The sequence below is a fragment of the Campylobacter coli genome (assembly GCF_009730395.1).
In the GTDB taxonomy this organism is placed as follows: Bacteria; Campylobacterota; Campylobacteria; order Campylobacterales; family Campylobacteraceae; genus Campylobacter_D; species Campylobacter_D coli.
The window spans coordinates 1,083,952-1,101,607 of the sequence record NZ_CP046317.1; the positions used below are offsets into that span (position 1 = coordinate 1,083,952).

18 protein-coding genes are annotated in these 17,656 nt (G+C 31.5%); 7 read left to right on the top strand and 11 right to left on the bottom strand.

The features are described from left to right. Nucleotides 1-2: 2 nt before the first annotated feature. From FOC43_RS05450 to gatC, 6 genes are all read right to left on the bottom strand, one after another. Complete coding sequence (locus tag FOC43_RS05450) at nucleotides 3-548, bottom strand: DUF1882 domain-containing protein (RefSeq protein WP_002778362.1); 546 nt, start codon at nucleotides 546-548, stop codon at nucleotides 3-5. Beyond that, on the bottom strand, nucleotides 545-1,789 hold the full coding sequence (locus tag FOC43_RS05455) for a serine hydroxymethyltransferase (protein WP_002787535.1): 1,245 nt from the start codon (nucleotides 1,787-1,789) through the stop codon (nucleotides 545-547). The genes FOC43_RS05450 and FOC43_RS05455 overlap by 4 nt, the downstream gene beginning before the upstream one ends. After that, nucleotides 1,786-3,294, bottom strand: coding sequence for a lysine--tRNA ligase (lysS, locus tag FOC43_RS05460; RefSeq protein WP_002778358.1), 1,509 nt, complete (start codon nucleotides 3,292-3,294; stop codon nucleotides 1,786-1,788). Before lysS ends, FOC43_RS05455 begins: the two co-directional genes overlap by 4 nt. Next, nucleotides 3,294-3,764: a Fur family transcriptional regulator gene (locus FOC43_RS05465; RefSeq protein ID WP_002778353.1), complete on the bottom strand. Its 471-nt coding sequence runs from the start codon at nucleotides 3,762-3,764 to the stop codon at nucleotides 3,294-3,296. The genes lysS and FOC43_RS05465 overlap by 1 nt, the downstream gene beginning before the upstream one ends. 3 nt (nucleotides 3,765-3,767) lie before the next feature. After that, on the bottom strand, nucleotides 3,768-4,328 hold the full coding sequence (locus FOC43_RS05470) for a CvpA family protein (RefSeq protein WP_002778351.1): 561 nt from the start codon (nucleotides 4,326-4,328) through the stop codon (nucleotides 3,768-3,770). An 80-nt stretch (nucleotides 4,329-4,408) separates the two neighbouring features. Then, a complete protein-coding gene (gene gatC, locus FOC43_RS05475; protein ID WP_002778349.1) occupies nucleotides 4,409-4,696 on the bottom strand; it encodes an Asp-tRNA(Asn)/Glu-tRNA(Gln) amidotransferase subunit GatC in 288 nt (95 codons plus the stop codon). A gap of 131 nt (nucleotides 4,697-4,827) precedes the next feature. On the opposite strand from gatC, the gene FOC43_RS05480 reads away from it, so the two are divergent. From FOC43_RS05480 to FOC43_RS05510, 7 genes are all read left to right on the top strand, one after another. Next, nucleotides 4,828-5,406 (top strand): hypothetical protein, encoded by a 579-nt coding sequence (locus tag FOC43_RS05480; protein ID WP_002778347.1) that lies wholly within the window; start codon nucleotides 4,828-4,830, stop codon nucleotides 5,404-5,406. Further along, nucleotides 5,403-6,401: a hypothetical protein gene (locus FOC43_RS05485; protein WP_002778342.1), complete on the top strand. Its 999-nt coding sequence runs from the start codon at nucleotides 5,403-5,405 to the stop codon at nucleotides 6,399-6,401. Before FOC43_RS05480 ends, FOC43_RS05485 begins: the two co-directional genes overlap by 4 nt. Further along, a complete protein-coding gene (locus FOC43_RS05490) occupies nucleotides 6,398-6,685 on the top strand; it encodes a hypothetical protein (protein ID WP_002778340.1) in 288 nt (95 codons plus the stop codon). Before FOC43_RS05485 ends, FOC43_RS05490 begins: the two co-directional genes overlap by 4 nt. After that, a complete protein-coding gene (locus FOC43_RS05495) occupies nucleotides 6,672-7,301 on the top strand; it encodes a type III pantothenate kinase (RefSeq protein ID WP_002778333.1) in 630 nt (209 codons plus the stop codon). Before FOC43_RS05490 ends, FOC43_RS05495 begins: the two co-directional genes overlap by 14 nt. Nucleotides 7,302-7,427: 126 nt before the next feature. Next, nucleotides 7,428-8,774, top strand: coding sequence for an FAD-dependent oxidoreductase (locus FOC43_RS05500; RefSeq protein WP_002778331.1), 1,347 nt, complete (start codon nucleotides 7,428-7,430; stop codon nucleotides 8,772-8,774). Nucleotides 8,775-8,825: 51 nt separating this feature from the next. Further along, the gene (gene pyk, locus FOC43_RS05505; RefSeq protein WP_002780713.1) at nucleotides 8,826-10,268 is read left to right on the top strand and encodes a pyruvate kinase; all 1,443 of its coding nucleotides are present in this window, start codon (nucleotides 8,826-8,828) and stop codon (nucleotides 10,266-10,268) included. A 91-nt stretch (nucleotides 10,269-10,359) separates the two neighbouring features. Beyond that, nucleotides 10,360-10,986, top strand: a complete 627-nt coding sequence (locus FOC43_RS05510) for a hypothetical protein (RefSeq protein ID WP_002780711.1) — start codon at nucleotides 10,360-10,362, stop codon at nucleotides 10,984-10,986. Nucleotides 10,987-11,014: 28 nt separating this feature from the next. Here the strand turns inward: FOC43_RS05510 and pflB are convergent, their stop codons facing one another. The 5 genes from pflB to der are packed head-to-tail and all read right to left on the bottom strand — an operon-like array spanning nucleotide 11,015 to nucleotide 17,554. Continuing rightward, the gene (gene pflB / locus FOC43_RS05515; RefSeq protein WP_002778326.1) at nucleotides 11,015-13,477 is read right to left on the bottom strand and encodes a motility protein PflB; all 2,463 of its coding nucleotides are present in this window, start codon (nucleotides 13,475-13,477) and stop codon (nucleotides 11,015-11,017) included. 9 nt (nucleotides 13,478-13,486) lie between these two features. Next, complete coding sequence (gene serS, locus FOC43_RS05520; protein WP_002778325.1) at nucleotides 13,487-14,722, bottom strand: serine--tRNA ligase; 1,236 nt, start codon at nucleotides 14,720-14,722, stop codon at nucleotides 13,487-13,489. 9 nt (nucleotides 14,723-14,731) lie between these two features. Then, the gene (gene trpS / locus FOC43_RS05525) at nucleotides 14,732-15,691 is read right to left on the bottom strand and encodes a tryptophan--tRNA ligase (RefSeq protein WP_002799627.1); all 960 of its coding nucleotides are present in this window, start codon (nucleotides 15,689-15,691) and stop codon (nucleotides 14,732-14,734) included. Further along, on the bottom strand, nucleotides 15,688-16,182 hold the full coding sequence (locus FOC43_RS05530; RefSeq protein ID WP_002778323.1) for a shikimate kinase: 495 nt from the start codon (nucleotides 16,180-16,182) through the stop codon (nucleotides 15,688-15,690). Before FOC43_RS05530 ends, trpS begins: the two co-directional genes overlap by 4 nt. Then, nucleotides 16,172-17,554 carry a ribosome biogenesis GTPase Der gene (gene der, locus FOC43_RS05535; protein WP_002778322.1) on the bottom strand — a complete coding sequence of 461 codons (1,383 nt, stop codon included), beginning with the start codon at nucleotides 17,552-17,554 and terminating at the stop codon, nucleotides 16,172-16,174. The genes FOC43_RS05530 and der overlap by 11 nt, the downstream gene beginning before the upstream one ends. Nucleotides 17,555-17,656 lie beyond the last annotated feature (102 nt).

Consider the following 17,656-nt stretch of genomic DNA (forward strand, 5'->3'; position numbering starts at 1 on the left):
TCTTACATATGTTTAGACCAAGAACTGCCTCGTTCTTTTTGATAGACTTCATAGGGTAGTATTAATATATTAAACTCTCTAGGAATATCCATACTTGGAAACACCTTCCATTCAACTGGCATTTTACTTGCAAACATCATTGAAAGTTTAGACGCTAAAGAATAACCTTCGTTTAACGCAGTGTGACCTTTGTGAATATAAAGATGTAAATGACCTGGAGTCTTTGTTTTGTAAGCTGTAAAATTTATAAAACCTTCTTCACGCAAAATAAGCTGCGCACGATGATAAAATCTTTCAGCATTAAAACCATTATAATCAAAAACAATATTTTCTACTTTATTGTCTTTGGTGATCAAATCATGAGCAACAACGATTTTCTTCGCTGCATGTTCTCTCATGATATTTAAATTTAAAGGAGCATCAATCCTTTCAAATTTATCAAAAAATAAACGACCTCGATGTGTTATTTTTTTCATAATCTTATCGCGTCGTATATAATAATGGTCGCTAATTATTTTAATCAGCGACAGATCCATAGGTGAAATCAAAACATTGCCTTTTCATAGATTATAAAATTACTTGCAAGGGTTTTGAGTTTTTCCTTAATTTCTTTTTGCAAATGAGTATTTTGAATATCATCTAAAATATCAGCTATATAGTTAGCAACTATTTGAATTTCATTTTCTTTAAAACCTCTAGCCGTAAGGGCAGGCGTTCCTAATCTTAATCCACTTGTTACAAATGGGCTTCTAGTTTCGCCAGGCACGGTATTTTTATTTGCTGTAATTCCTGCATTACCCAAAGCCAAATCCGCATCTTTTCCGCTAAATTCACGCTCTAAAAAGCTCATCAATACAAGATGATTATCTGTTCCATCACTTACAAGCTTATACTTTCTATCCATTAAAACTTTAGCTAAAGCTTGCGCATTGCTTCTTACTTGCTTAGCATAAATTTTCCATTCTTCACTAAGATTAAATTTAAATCCCACGGCTTTAGCTGCAATAACATGCATCAATGGTCCACCTTGGATACCTGGAAAAATAGCTGAATTAATTTTTTTAGCAAGCTCTTCATCATTAGTCATGATGATACCGCCTCTTGGACCACGTAAGGTTTTGTGGGTTGTAGAGCTTACTACATGAGCATGAGGAAATGGACTTGGATGCTCACCTGCTACAACAAGTCCAGCAATGTGTGCAATGTCTGCAAAAAGATAAGCTCCAACTTCATCCGCAATCTCTCTAAATTTTGAAAAGTCAATAATACGAGCATAAGCACTCGCACCGCACACGATAAGCTTTGGTTTTACAATATGAGCAATTTCCCTAACTTTTTCATAGTTTATCCTTCCATCAAGCTCTACACCATAAAAAAAGCTCTCATACATTTTTCCCGATGAGTTTACTTTTGCACCATGTGTTAAATGTCCACCATGACTTAAATCCATTCCTAAAATTTTATCACCTGGATTTAAAAGTGCAGCATAAACGCCTTGATTAGCTTGAGAACCTGAATTAGGTTGCACATTTGCAAAACTACAATTAAAAAGTTTTTTACATCTTTCTATAGCTAAATTTTCGATTTCATCTACAAATTCACAGCCTCCATAATATCTCTTACCTGGATAACCTTCTGCATATTTGTTAGTTAAAACACTTCCCATTACTTCCATTACTTCAGGCAAAGTGAAATTCTCACTTGCTATCATTTCAAGACCTTCGCACTGGCGCACTAACTCTTGGTTAGTTAAATCAAAAATTTCCTTATCAAACTGCTCTAAACTCATTCTTTATCCTCCTTTAATTCTGATTTCAATGGCCTCATAGCTGGAAACAATATCACATCTCGAATAGATTTTTTATTTGTTAAAAGCATCACCAATCTATCTATTCCTATACCTTGTCCTGCTGTTGGTGGCATACCATATCCTAGAGCATTTACAAAATCTTCATCCATTTCACACGCTTCTTCATCACCTGCATTTTTAGCCTCAATTTGTTTTAAAAATCTTTCATATTGATCTAAAGGATCATTTAATTCGTTAAAACCATTGGCTAATTCTCTACCACACACAAAAAGCTCAAAGCGCTCTGCTATCTCAGAATTTTTGTCACTACGACGAGAAAGTGGGCTAATAGATATTGGAAAATCTGTGATAAAAGTAGGATCAATAAGTTTACTTTCTACATAATTATCGAAAAGCTCGGCTTGCAAATGCCCTAAGTCAAGCTTATCATTTGCTTCAAAGCCATCTTTTTTTAATTTCTCTAAAATCTTATCTTTATTTTCAATAATTTCATCGCTTAAAGCACCATACTTTTTAAGCGCATCTTTATAAGTAATTCTCTCAAAAGGTTTGGAAAAATCGATTTTTTGTCCATCAAATTCTATGATTTTTCCTAATTGCAATTTTTCTAAAAGTAAGGCAAAAAGTTCTTCAGTAAGATCCATTAAATCTTTATAATTATGATAAGCCCAATAAAACTCAATTGTAGTAAATTCAGGGTTATGAGTAAGATCCATTCCTTCATTTCTAAAACAACGATTGATTTCAAAAACTGCCTCAAAACCACCCACTACAAGTCTTTTTAAATAAAGCTCAGGTGCAATTCTTAAAAATCTCTCAACCCCTAAAGAATTATGAAAAGTTACAAAAGGTTTAGCATTTGCACCACCTGCAATGGGGTGCATCATAGGAGTTTCAACCTCTAAAAAGCCTTTTTCTTCAAAAAAATGACGAATCAAACTTACAACTTTAGAACGAGTCAGAAAATCTTTTCTAACCTCTGCATTCATAATCATATCTACATAACGCTTACGATATCTTTGTTCTATATCTGTAAGTCCATGGTATTTTTCAGGCAAAGGTACTATTGATTTAGTTGCTAAAGTGATCTCACTTGCGTGCAAGCTAAACTCTCCCGTTTTAGTAACAAAAGGGAAGCCTTTTGCAAGGATGATATCACCCACTTCAAGATTTTTTTTGAATAAATTAAATTTTTCCTCACCTAAAGAATCTTTACTAAAATAAATTTGCAAATTCTCATTCTCATCTTCTATATTAGCAAATATAGATTTACCAGCAATTCTAAGAAGCTTTAAGCGTCCAGAAATGACAGAAGAGATACTTTCATCGCGTTTATTTTCAGTATCAAAAATATAGCTAAATTTCTTTTTAAAATCTGCTAGAGAAAGTTCTTTAACTAAAAAATGTGGATAAGGATTTACTCCTGCGTTTTTAAGCTCATTAGCCTTTTGAATTCTTTGTTGTTCTAAAATATTGTCAAACATTAAATTTTTACCTTAGCTTTTTGATTACAATTATTACACACACCATAAAGTTGCATTAAATGTCCCGTAAGTTTAAATCCATGCTCTTTAGCAATCAAGGCTTGCTGTCTTTCAATGATAGGATTTTCAAATTCTATAATTTTTCCACAATTTTTACAAATCATATGATCATGGTGTGGTTTATTGGCAAGCTCGTATTTTTTTCCAGCCGAACCAAATGATATAGAAGTAACCATTTCTGCTTCTTCAAGCAAATTTAAAGTCCTATAAACCGTAGCAATACCTACATTCAAATCCGGTTCTGCTTGTTTAATCTCCATATATAAACTTTCAGGAGTATAATGTGTATCACTATGATATAAGGTTTTGAGTAAGATTTCTCTTTGTTTGGTATATTTAAGACCACCTTGTCGTAAAATTTTCTTAAATCTTTCTAGTAATACATCGTATTCTACATTCTCAATCAACATATTTTATTCTCCTTGAGTAGTACTTAAATCATCTCTAATATCTTGCAAATTTTGATCAATTTGACCCAAACTACTTGTTGTTAGAGACTGATTCATTATAAATGATCCTATATTTTTAAGAGGAGTTAAAGTAAAACTATTTTGGGCAAATTGATTTAATTTATCATTTAAAAAATCAATACGCGCCACACAAAAAACTAAAATTGCAAAAATTAAAAATACTTTTGCACCTCCAAAAATAAACCCTCCCAAACGATCTAAAAATCCCAAACCGCTTAATTTAACCAATTTAGAAATAAAATTGCCAAGCACGAGACAAATTATCCAAAAAATAATTAAAATTGCTAAAAATCCTGCAAAATTAGCCAAACTTTGATTTTCTATCTTATAGAAAGTATTTTGAATAAATTCTGCAGCTTGCGAAGCGTATTTTGAAGCAATAAAAACACCACCGATAATCCCGAGCAAACCAAATACTTCTTTAATCAAACCACTTACAATACCCTTAAGACCTAAAAGTAGAGTAAAACCTAAAATAAAAGCATCAAACCAGTAAAATTCCATATTTTAATTCACCTTACCAAAGCATTTAAAAATCACTTAAAATTATAAATTATATAAACAAGAACTAAACACTAGATTAATCACTCAATGATTTTAGGAACAATGAAAAAATGATCATTGCTTTTTGGGGCATGATTTAAAACCGTTTCTACTACATTGCTACTATTAACACTATCACTTCTAAAAGGTGCTCCACCTTTAATGGTGCTGATTGTAACTTCTGAAGAACTTAAATCTAATTCATTTAACTTCTCAACAAAATTCACAATCTCACTAAGTTCGCAAATCACTTCACTTCTTTTTTCTTCTTCAATTTGTAAAGCACTTAGTTTTTCAAGCTTGCTAAGCAATTTTTCATCTATTTGCATCTTAAACCTTACTAAAATAAAGTCAATTTTTAAAATTATATCATAAAAAGCTTTAAATTGTTTAGGATATTTTGTAATTTATATGATACAATACTGCAGTTTTTTAAAATTAAAAATTACAAGGATAAATTTTGGGATTAAAAGATAATTTAAAAGCCGTAAAAGCAGAAATCAATACCGAAGAACAATTCATTGAAAATTTTATCAAAGGTGAGAGATTTATAAAAAAATATAAATTATATATATTTGCACTTATAGCAATTTTGATTATTTGGTTTACTATAAGCTTTATCAGTGGTAAAATCGAACAATACAATATCGAAGAAAGCAATAAAATTTACACAAGTTTATTAAACAACCCAAACGATCAAGCACTTCTTGAACAACTTAAAAATAAAAATGCTAATCTTTATGCAATTTTTCTAATGAAAGAATTAGCAAAAGATATCAACAATACCGAGATTAAAAGTCAGTTGCAAAGCTTAAGTAGCAATTCTGATGCAAATCATTTGCTTAAAAATATTATTTCTCTTCCTCTAGGAGAAAAATCGATATTTTTAAAAAATTACGATAAAATTTTACAAGCTTATAGACTTTTAGGAGAGGGAAAAATCGAACAAGCTAATATTTTACTTTCTCAAATTAAAGATGACTCAGCCCTAAGCCAGATTGCTAAAAATCTAAAACACTATCAAGGCATTTCCCGATGAGACAGTTTTTTTTAATCTCATTTTGTCTTATTTTTCTTTGCGCTTGTGGAACTAAAAGACAATACTTTGAACCTTCACAAACCGATGGAAAGCTAAGTTCTAACGATAGCTTAAAATCTAGTATTGTGGATTGGAATACAATTTCGGCAAAACTCAAAAACAATCAAGTAATTTTAAAAAATGATGCAATAATTGAAGATTTTAAACTAGATAAGGGCTATATACTTTTAGCATATCAAGAGGGTGAATTTATCGAAGCAGATGATAATGGAAATTTAAAAATTTACAATAGTTCTCATGATGAAGTTTATTCTTACAAATTTGATGCTGCAGTTCTTGGAGTAGCTTTACATGGAGATGATTTAGCACTTGTTTTAGCAAACAATAGCATTGTTTTAGCCAATCGCTCTCTAGGTATAAAATTCAGCCAAAACCTAACACCTGCACCCGCACAAGATAGTCGCGTTGCAAATCCTATCTTTTTAGACAATATCATTATTTATCCAACTTTAGATGGGAAAATTACAATCGTATCAAAAAATACTTTTGAAGTTGTCAAAGATGTTGTGATTTCAGCAGAAAGTTTTTTTAACAATGTCATTCACCTTGATATAAATGATGATAAAATGATAGCTGCAACAGCTAAAAAAGTTATAGTAGTAAGCCCTGCTAGAACTCTTTACTTGGATGCTGATATTAAAGATATTGCACTAGATAGCAATGCGCTATTTATATTAGAAAAAAATGGCAACATCATAAAAACAGACTATAATCTAAGAAAAATCACAGAGAAAAAATTTGATTTTGCTATCTTTACAAAAGTTAGCATACACAATGACCATCTTTACGCTTTTGAGAAAACAGGCTATTTAATCAAATGTGATCTCAATCTTGAAAATATTCAAATCTTTGAACTTCCAAACGCAGTTGAAAAAATATCTTTTATGGGCAATGGAAAGTTTTATTATGGAGATAAAATTTTAGATTTATTATGAATATTTTAAATGAAGCAATGAAGGTTTTAAAGCTGAATTTAAAACCTTTTGATTTAACAAATTTAACAAAAAAGAAAACTTATCTTTGTGCTTTGAATGATGAAAATTTACTTTTAATATACACAGGAAAAGCAAGATTTATCAACAAAGATGCTATATTTATAAACAACTTAGCCAATGATTTTGATCTAAAATACAAATATTTTTTTACTAAAAGCCCTCTGTGCTCAAAGGCAAAACATTACCTTGAAGAAAAAGGATTTCATATTCATGCTATTTTGTGATATTGGCAATTCCAATGCTAGTTTTTTAGATGATAATAAATTTTTTACCCTTAATATAGAACAATTTTTAGAATTTAAAAGTGAACAAAAAATTTTTTATATCAATGTTAATGAGCACATTAAAGAACATTTAAAAGCACGCAAAAACTTTATAAATCTTGAGCCTTATTTTGTATTTGATACCATTTATCAAGGCTTGGGTGTAGATCGAATCGCAGCTTGTTACACTATAGAAGATGGAGTTGTGGTAGATGCTGGCAGTGCAATTACGGTAGATATAGTATCAAATTCCATACATTTAGGAGGTTTCATCTTACCGGGTATTGCTAATTATAGAAAAATTTATGCTCATATTTCTCCTAGATTAAAACATGAGTTTAATACCCAAATCAGTCTTGATGCCTTCCCGCAAAAAACAAGCGATGCTCTAAGTTATGGAGTGTTTAAAAGTATTTATTTGCTTATAAAAGATGCTGCGCAAAATAAAAAACTTTATTTTACAGGTGGAGATGGGCAGTTTTTAGCAAATTATTTTGATTATGCTATTTACGATAAACTTCTCATCTTTAGAGGAATGAAGAAGATTATACAAGAAAATCCGAATCTACTTTTTTAATTTGTAATGTTACAAAAATTCTCATTCTGTATATTCTTCAATCAAATTTAACTTTTTATAAAATAAATTGGATTACACTTTTATTTAGAAAAATTAACTTTACTAGAAGCAAAAAAAGGAAAAAAAATGACTCAACAAGAATTCGATGTAATTGTCATCGGAGCAGGAATTTCTGGAGCAGCTCTATTTTACGAGCTTGCAAGATATACTGATATTAAAAATATTGCTTTAATAGAAAAATATCATGCTCCTGCAACATTAAATTCTAAAGGAACAAGCAATTCTCAAACTATTCATTGTGGAGATATCGAAACAAACTATACTCTAGAAAAAGCTAAAAAAGTTAAAAGAACTGCTGATATGATAGTAAAATACGGGCTTTTGCAAAATGCTCAAAATCAATTTATGTTTTCTCATCAAAAAATGGCCTTGGCTGTTGGTGATTCAGAATGCGAATACATGAAAAAACGCCATGAAGAATTTGGCGAACTTTATCCTTATATGAAATTTTTTAATAAAGATAAAATTAAACAAATTGAGCCTAAAGTAGCTCTTGGAGAAAATGGCAGAGATGATAGACCTGAAAATATCTGTGCTATGGGAGTCGAAGCTGGAGAAGTTTTTACTACAGTAGATTTTGGAAAAATGAGTGCAAGTTTGGTTGAACAAGGACAAAAACAAGGCAAAAATACCTTTGTAGCTTTCAATCAAGAAATTGTTCATATAGAGAAAAAAGATGATATTTTTATCTTGAAAACAAACACTTATCAAGAATACCGTTCTAAGGCTGTAGTTGTAAATGCTGGTGCACATTCTTTGTATCTAGCACATAAAATGAATTTGGGTATGGATAAATCTTGTTGGCCTGTAGCGGGAAGCTTTTATTTAACCAAACAAAAACTACTCAATGGTAAAGTCTATATGGTACAAAATCCAAAACTACCTTTTGCAGCTCTTCATGGAGATCCTGACTTGCTTGCAGATATGAATACTCGTTTTGGCCCTACTGCCCTAGTTATTCCAAAACTTGAACGCTACCATGGTTTAAAATCTGTCCCTGAATTCTTTGAAGCCTTAAAACTTGACAAAACCGTCTTAAAGGTTACTTTTAGTATGTTTAAAGATCCAACGATTAGAAATTATATACTTTATAACTATCTTTTTGAATTACCTTTTATTGATAAAGGTTTATTTGTAAAAGATGCCAAAAAAATAGTCCCTAGCTTAAAAACAAGTGATATTTATTATGCAAAAGGCTTTGGGGGAGTGCGTCCTCAAGTCATTGATAAAACTAGAGGAGAATTAATGCTAGGTGAAGCAAGCATTACCGAAACTCCCGGAATTATTTTTAATATGACTCCAAGTCCTGGAGCAACAAGCTGTTTAGGCAATGCTGAAAGAGATGCTAAGCTTATGTGCGAGTATTTAGGAGCTAAATTTGATGAGGATAAATTTGCTTCAGAATTATTGTAGTCTTTTTGTTTCCAAAGTTTGATTATAATTAAACAAAAAAAGGAGAACAGCGTGCTAAAAAAAACTAAAATTGTAGCTACAGTTGGGCCAGCAAGCGAAAAGGAAGATGTTTTACGCCAGATGATAATCAATGGCGTAAATGTTTTTCGTTTAAATTTCTCTCATGGAACACATGAATACCACAAAAACAATCTTGAAACCATACGCAAAGTTTCAAGAGAACTTAACACTCGCGTAGGAATTTTACAAGATATAAGCGGGCCAAAAATTCGCACAGGAGAGCTGAAAACTCCTTTTGAGCTTAAAAAAGGTGATAGACTTGATTTTTATTATGAAAAAATCATAGGCGAACAAATTGCTCCAAATCATTATAAACTTAGCATCAATCAAAGCGAAATTTTAAATATGCTAAAATTAGACGAATATGTCTATTTATATGATGGTTCAATCAGGGCAAAAGTGACTGCTAAAGATAGTGAAAAAATTGAAACTCTCATAGAAAATGATGGTTTTTTAAATTCAAACAAGGGTATTAATTTTCCAAATACTAAAATCAATATTGATGTTATCACACAAAAAGATAAAAAAGACTTACTTTGGGGTATAGAAAATGAAGTAGATTTCCTAGCTATTTCTTTTGTTCAAAATGCTCATGATATTGATGAAGTTCGTGAAATTTTAGCTCAAAATAATGCTAAAATTTCTATATTTGCAAAAATAGAAAAATTTGACGCAGTTGAAAATATAGATGAAATTATAGCATCTAGTGATGGTATAATGGTCGCGCGTGGAGATCTTGGTATAGAAGTTCCTTACTATAAAGTACCTAATATACAAAAAGCAATTATTCACAAAGCCAATAATGCTTCAAAACCTGTTATAACAGCTACACAAATGCTTTTTTCTCTTGCAAAAAGCAAAACTGCTACAAGAGCCGAAATTTCAGATGTTGCTAATGCTGTTTTAGATGGGACAGATGCTGTAATGCTTAGCGAAGAAAGTGCGGTAGGTATAGATCCAGCCAATGCAGTTGATGTCATGTGTCAAACCATCATAGAAACTGAAAAGCGCTATCCTTATAACAAATTTAATGAATTTGAAAATCTTGACAATACAGATAAAATCATGCGCTCTTCAGCCCATCTTGCAACAGATCTTAATGCTGATGCTATTTTTTCCTTGACTAGTAGTGGAAAATCCGCTATTAAAATTTCAAGATATCGTCCAGATATGGAGATTATAGCAGTGGCTCATTCTGAAAAAACATTGAATTCTTTAAGTATAGTTTGGGGTGTCAATCCTGCCATTTTGGTTAATAAAAGCGAGGATTTAACGGATTTACTTAGAGATTCTGTAAAATCTAGCGTTGAAAAAGGTTTTATGAATAAAGAGAAGTGCTATTTGCTCACTGCAGGCTTTCCAACTGGAGTAGAAGGCACAAGCAATCTTATACGCATACTTGCAAAAGAGCAAATTGCTTACTATCTTAAATAGACTTAAATTTTTAAGTCTATTTAAATCCACTTCTAAAATTTAATTAAAAATAGTCGATATACAATTAGCCTCATTATAAAAAGGAGCAGAAATGCAAATCAATACTTTTTCAAATGTCGCTAGTATGGCACAAGCTCAAGTTAGCAATAAGAAGGCAGATGGTAACGCTACAGAGAATACAAAAGACACAAATGTTCAAAGTGCCAATTCAAATCAAGATATCCTAGACAAACTCAATGCACTTGGCGGTAAGGGTATTAGTCAAATTTATCTTGTGCAATTTCAGCAACAAACCATGAGTACTGTTTTAAACACAAGCAATGCTCAAGCTGGAATTAATGATCTTTTGGGAGGCAATGATTTAAATTCTGTAAAGTCTATGCTTTCAGATATTGACTTTGCATCTTTAGGTTATAATGGAAAAAATCCACTTACAATGAATACTGATGAACTCAATCAGCTCATCAGTGAAGAGGGATTTTTTGGTATTGACAATACAGCAAATCGCATTGCTGATTTTGTCATCAAAGGTGCTGGAAACGATGTTGAAAAGCTTAAAAAGGGACTAGAAGGTATAAAACAAGGGTTTGAGCAAGCAGAAAAAATTTGGGGCGGAGAGCTTCCTCAAATCAGCCAAGATACAATCGAAGCTACAATAAAAAAAGTTAGCGATCGTATCGATGAACTTGGTGGAAAAACTTTAGACCTTAAAGCATGACAAAGGTGTTTGGACTATACCAAGCACCTTATTGATTTTTAATATCAAAAGTAAAAAATTCACTCTTAAAATCATTAGGCAAAGTTCTATACTGCGTCATTGCCGCTTCGTAATTACCTACTTCTTGATAAAGCAAACCTAAAGCTACCTTACTTTCTTTATTATTCTTATCTGTGAGTTTTGAAAGTTGCAAAAGAGCAATGGCTGAGTTTGGATTATTCGCACCCACAGCAGCTACAGAAGCTAAAAACAAAGTCCTAGAATCCTTTGCTCCATATTCATCGATTAGAGTATTATACAAAGCATAAGATTCCTCATACTGCTGCGCAAAAATATCCAAATAAGCTAAAGTTTGTATCATACCCTCATCTTTAACCTTAGAGGTATTAATCAAGGTTTTAAATTTTTGTCTTTCTAAATTTAACAATCCTGCAATATGCATTAAATTAACATACAATTCCCTAGCAATATTTGAACCTCCAAAAACACTGCGGTAATCAACTTGCAAATTCTTAAAATGAATTTGGGCATTTTGAGCATATTCTTTAATATTCAAATTCGAATTTAAAGAATTAAAATACAAAATATTTGCCACAATATCTTGCGGAAGTTCTGATCTTAATTTGGCAATTCTTACATCTACTTGATTGTTAAGATTATTATTTTTTGCAATAATAGTTTCAAAAATAAGATTTAAGGGTGTTTTTTGTCCATTCTCATCCAAATAAGGCAACATAGAAATATAATCACCATTAGCTAAAAATAGCATATTTTTTTGCATATTGGCTTTAAAATTTGAATCTGCTGCAATATTATCAAGAATTTCATGATAAAGTTTGGTTGTATCATTATCACTTAATTTTCCGCAAAACATCGCAAAAGCACCGGCTAAATAATTTTTAGGATTTAAATGATAAGAGCTAGAAAAATGCTTATAAGCAAGTTCATAATTTTGCATTTGTGCATAAGTTAAAGCAAGATTGTATTGTAAAATACTATGTTCAGGATAATCTTCCAATAAAGCTTGGAATTCTTTATTTGCAAGTCTTAATTTTTGATTTAATGCATCATTGATAATGTTAGAAATTTTTACATTAGTTGAAGATAAGGCTTGACTCCTAGCCAAATAGCTTTGACCATCTGAACTATCATCTACAAAATTTGTAATATTGGCTTTTTTTATATAAAGTGATGCTTGTTTTGAGTCAAAAACTTGATAAGGCGCAAAATAAAAAAGTAAATCAAACTGATCTTTTTGTTTTTTTAGGATGTCATTGGAAAAATTTCTCTGCGCTATGGCTATATTGAAGAGTTCTTTATTTAAACGAACTTTGATCTTATATCTATCTAAAATTTTATACTTATCTTCATCATTTCTATATGTATCCTGCAAACGCAATAACATATCTTGAAAATCTCCTGTTTTAATATCAACTAAAGTTAAAGCTGAAAGACTTTGATTGAAATCTCTTTCGATCTTCATTGCAGTATTTAAGGCTATTTTAGCCTTATCGTATTCTCCCATTCTTGCATATAAAAGTCCCAAAGAAAGGCTAGGTTCAAAACTTCCTTGAGTATTTAATTGTTGAACAGATTTTGCATCAAAATCCATCTTTGCATAAATTTTAGCGGATAAATATTTAGCTACATCTGTGTAAGGTTCCGAATTTACGCGTTGAAGCATTTGCAAAGCTTCGGGATAATAACCCTTATAATAATTAATTAAAGCCAAATAATAATCATACAATTTAGATTTTCCTTCTTTAGGAAGATAAACTTGCGCTAAATCTATATAATATTTAAATTTTTCCTTATCATTAAGCTTTAAAGCGCAAACAGCAGCATTAATAGCTGCCACACTTTGATTTTCTCCATTAGCTATTGCCTTTTTAAAACTATCAAAGGCTTCATCAAATTTACCCTCATTCATTTGAGAAACCCCTAGGTTATAATTAGACAAAGATTCATTATAAACGGCAATTTGCTCATAAACCTTCAAAGCTTGCTCCACTTCACCCTTTAAATAAAGCGCATTTGCCTTTTGTATCATCCCATCAACTCTTGTCATATCATTATAATTATAGGATTCATCAGGCATAACCACAGGCTGTTCAATAGGCTTTGATGCGATAATATCGGGCTTAACCTTCCCTTCATTAAAAGTTAAATAAAATAAAGTAAATACCAAAATACAAATGATTCCCAAAGACAAGCCCACAAGAGACATAAATTTACGATCTTTATACCACGGAGTAGGCTCATCTTCTTTCACCTCTTCAAAAGTCGATGATTCCTCCGGTGCGCTTTCTCTTGTAAATTTAAAACCGCCATCACTATTTTCCCTAGGCAATTCCTCTGGTAAAGATGCAAATTCTTCATCCTCAGGAGCCTGACCTTCCTGCCCTTTAAATTCACCCAAACTTTCATCAAGTCTTGGTTCATTTAAAGTATCTTCGGGTTTTTCAAGAACTATATCTTCTTTATCTGCCATTTATACTCTTTAAAAATATTTTTTCAATACATCAGGAATTTGAATTCTACCCTCTTTATCTTGATAATTTTCCATAATAGCAACCAAAGTTCTACCTACTGCTAAAGAAGAGCCATTTAAAGTATGAACTAATTCATTTTTCCCTTTTTCATTTTTATAGCGAATTTTTGCACGCCTTGCTTGAAAATCACGACAATTAGAAACAGAACTGATTTCGCGATATTTATTTTGCGATGGTATCCATACCTCAAGATCTATAGTCTTTGCCGCGCTAAAACCTAGATCTCCGGTACAAAGCATCAAATGTCTATGAGCTAAACCTAAAGAGCTGAGTAAATCACTTGCACATTCTACCATTTCATTAAAAATACTGTCACTTTGTTCAGGTTTGGTAATGCTCACAAGCTCTACTTTTTCAAATTGATGCTGACGGATAATGCCTCTTGTGTCACGCCCTGCACTTCCTGCTTCTTTTCTAAAACAAGCACTATAGCAAGTCATTTTAATAGGCAAACTTTCACTCGTTAAAATTTCTCCACTATAAAGATTTGTCACAGGAATTTCAGAAGTTGAGATTAAATACAAATCCTCATCCTCTATCTTATACATATCATCTTTAAATTTAGGAAGCTGTCCTGTGCCAAACATCGTAGGACTATTTACCAAAAAAGGCACATTTACAAATTCAAACCCACGACTTCGGTTAAAATCTATCATATAATTTACCAAAGCACGGCTTAGCAAAGCTCCTTCATTTTTAAGCACACAAAAACGGCTTTGTGAAATTTTTACCCCTCGCACAAAATCAAGCCAGTTTAAACTCTCTCCTAAATCATGGTGTTCTTTTGGAGTAAAATCAAATTGAGGGGGTGTTAAAACTTTTTTTATTTCAACATTTTCTTCCTCATCTTCACCCACAGGAACGCATTCATCAGGGATATTTGGAATAGCATGAGCAATGGTTTCTAACTCATTTTCCAAAGCATTTACTTTTGCATTTTGCTCATTGATTTTAATTTTATTTTCACTGAGTTTTGCCTTCAAACTTTCCTTATCTTCTACAGTGGCTAGTTCTTTACTGAATTTATTCTGAAAAGCTTGAAATTCTTCCAAACTCGCTTTTTCTTTTTTCAAATTTGTAAAAAGCTCGGCAAGATTTTTTAATATATTTTCATCTACTTTTTTATTTTGTAGCTTTTTAGCCACCTCATCGAAATTATTTTGTAAATTTTTCAAATCAAGCATTTTTACTCCTTAAAGTCCTATTTTTTCATAAATTTTTTGCATTTTTTCTTGAGCAATTTTCCTAGCCTTGCTTGCACCCAATTCTAAAATTTCTTTTAAATGCGAAGGCTTTTCTAAAAGCTCATTGTATTTTTCTCTTGCTTCTTTAAAATAAGCATTTACAAGCTCGTTTAAATACATTTTAAAATGTCCATAACCCTCACCACCTTTTTCATAGCGTATTTGCAATTCTTTTTGCCCTGATTCATCTAAAAAAAGCTTTGCGATTTTAAAAACATTGCAGCTTTTAAAATCTTTTGGATCTTCTAAAGCGGTACTATCGGTTACTATGGAAGAAATTTGTTTTTTTAAGGTTTTTTCACTGCTAAAAATATCTATAGTATTTTGATAAGATTTACTCATTTTTGCTCCATCGGTACCCACAACTACAGCTACTTCTTCATTTATCTTGGCTTCGGGCAAGGTAAAAATTTCACCCCATTCATTATTTACTTTTAAGGCAATATCGCGAGCTATTTCAACATGCTGAATTTGATCCTTACCTACTGGCACAAGTTGAGTATCGAAAAGCAAAATATCTGCTGCCATTAAAACAGGGTAAGAAAAAAGTCCGTGTGAAGCACTAAGCCCCTTAGCAACTTTATCCTTGTAACTATGCGCACGCTCTAATAAACCCATAGGAGTAAATTGCGATAAAATCCAATAAAGCTCCATAACTTCCTTAACATCACTTTGCAACCAAAAAACGCTTTTTTGAGGATCTATACCAAGGCTTAAAAAAGCCGCAGCAGCTTTGAGTGAATTTTGCTCTAATTTCTTTCCATCTTGACTTGAAGTCATAGCATGATAATTTGCTATAAACATAAACATTTCACTTTTTTCTTGAGCCTCCACCATTTGCCTTATAGCACCAAAATAATTACCTATGTGCAAATCTCCACTTGGCTGAAGTCCTGTTAATACTCTCATTTTATCACCTTTTTTATTTCTATCACAAGCTCATCAATGCTTTTATTTTCAACATCTAAAATCAAATTCGCTTTTTGCTCGTATTTATTTAGACGCTCATTATATAATCTTTTTGCTTGAACTTCATCATAAAATAAAGGTCTTTTAGCAATTTCATTCTCGCTTAAACGCTTTTTTAGATATTCAAAACTTGCTTTTAAATAAATACAAAAACCTATTTTATCAAAATCCAAAACATGTATAAAACCTCCGCCACTAGCTATAGAAGCTCCATTACAAGAGCAAAGAAAATTTGCTACTTTTTGCTCTTCTTGTCTAAAAAAAGCCTCGCCCTTTTCTTTAAAAATTTCACTGATTTTTTGATCAAATTTCATCTCAATCAAACCATCACTATCTAAAAAAACAAGATCTAAATCCTTAGCCAAAGCTCTAGCTATAGTACTTTTTCCACTACCCATAAAACCAATAAAAATAATATTTTTAACTTTCATCATTTTCCTTGCTTCCTTTTTTGCGCGAAGCAATGACTAAAGGAACACCTTCAAAGTTAAATTCTTTTCTGATTTGATTTTGTAAATAACGCTTATAACTAAAATGCAAAGCCTTAGGTCTATTCATAATAAGTGCGATTTTAGGAGGTGCTAAATCATACTGCACTGCATAATAAATTTTTACCAATTTTCCATAATCATGCGGTAAAGGATGAGCCTTAGTCGCACTTGCGATTAAATCATTAAGTTTTGAGGTTGGAATTTTTTGTGTAAAATTAGTAAAGACTTCTAAAATTTTTTCTAATAAAACATGTACTCTTTTTCCACTCAAAGCAGAAACACTGACAACGGGCGCATAAGCTAAAAATTTAAAGCGATCAAGTTTTAATTCCTTTACCACTTTATCAAATTCAAATTCAGTTTTATCCCATTTATTTAATACAATAATCACGCCCAAATAATGCTTTGCTGCAAGTCCAGCTATCCTTTCATCAAGCTCGTTAAAACCTTCATTGGCATCTAAAACCAAAAGTGCGATTTGAGAATTAGATAAAATCTTTTCTGTGCGGTTTAATGCAAAACGCTCAAGCCCTTGAATTTTACCTCGCTTTCTAATACCTGCAGTATCAACAAATTCTATCACTTTATCCTTATAAACTATGCTTTCATTAACAGGATCAATTGTCGTTCCCGCAATAGAACTCACCACACTGCGCTCTTGTTTTACCAAAGCATTTAAAAGGCTTGACTTTCCGACATTAACACGCCCTACTATACCCACTCTGATATAATTTTGATCGAGTTCTTTAAACTGAAATTCTTTTCCCTCTTCATAATGTTCTAAAAAATCTTCTAAATTTTCTTCCTCATCAGGGATTAAAAATTGTTCATCTAAAAAGTTCTCAAGCCAATTATAAAGCTCATCTAGCCCTATATTATGAGTAACAGAAAGATTAAAAACCTCTTTTACACCAAAATTAGCAAATTCCCACGATCTTTCTTCATCTTTTTTATTATCCACTTTGTTGATTACTAGAGCAATAGGCTTTCCTAATTTTTTTAAAGAATGAAAAAATTGCCTATCTTCATCATCGGGACTTAGTTTTCCATCAACCAAATAAAGGATAATATCACTTTGTTTTGCAATTTTTAGAGTGTTTTTTTTAACATTTTTAAAAAGCTCATTGCTTTCATCAAGACCACCACTATCAATCAATAGGGCTTTTTTAGAATTTATAAAAACTTCTGTTTTATTGGTATCTCTTGTAGTACCTGAAATTTCACTTGTAATAGCTATTCTTTGCCTTGCCATTCTGTTAAATAAACTTGATTTTCCAACATTTGGCTTACCTATAAGTATGATGCTTTGCATTTGTTTACCTAATAAAAATTTTTAATGTATATTTTTTTAAAAAATTATATAAAATTTGCCTTAATATTAAGCAAAAAAAGACTAGAATTAACCATAATTTAA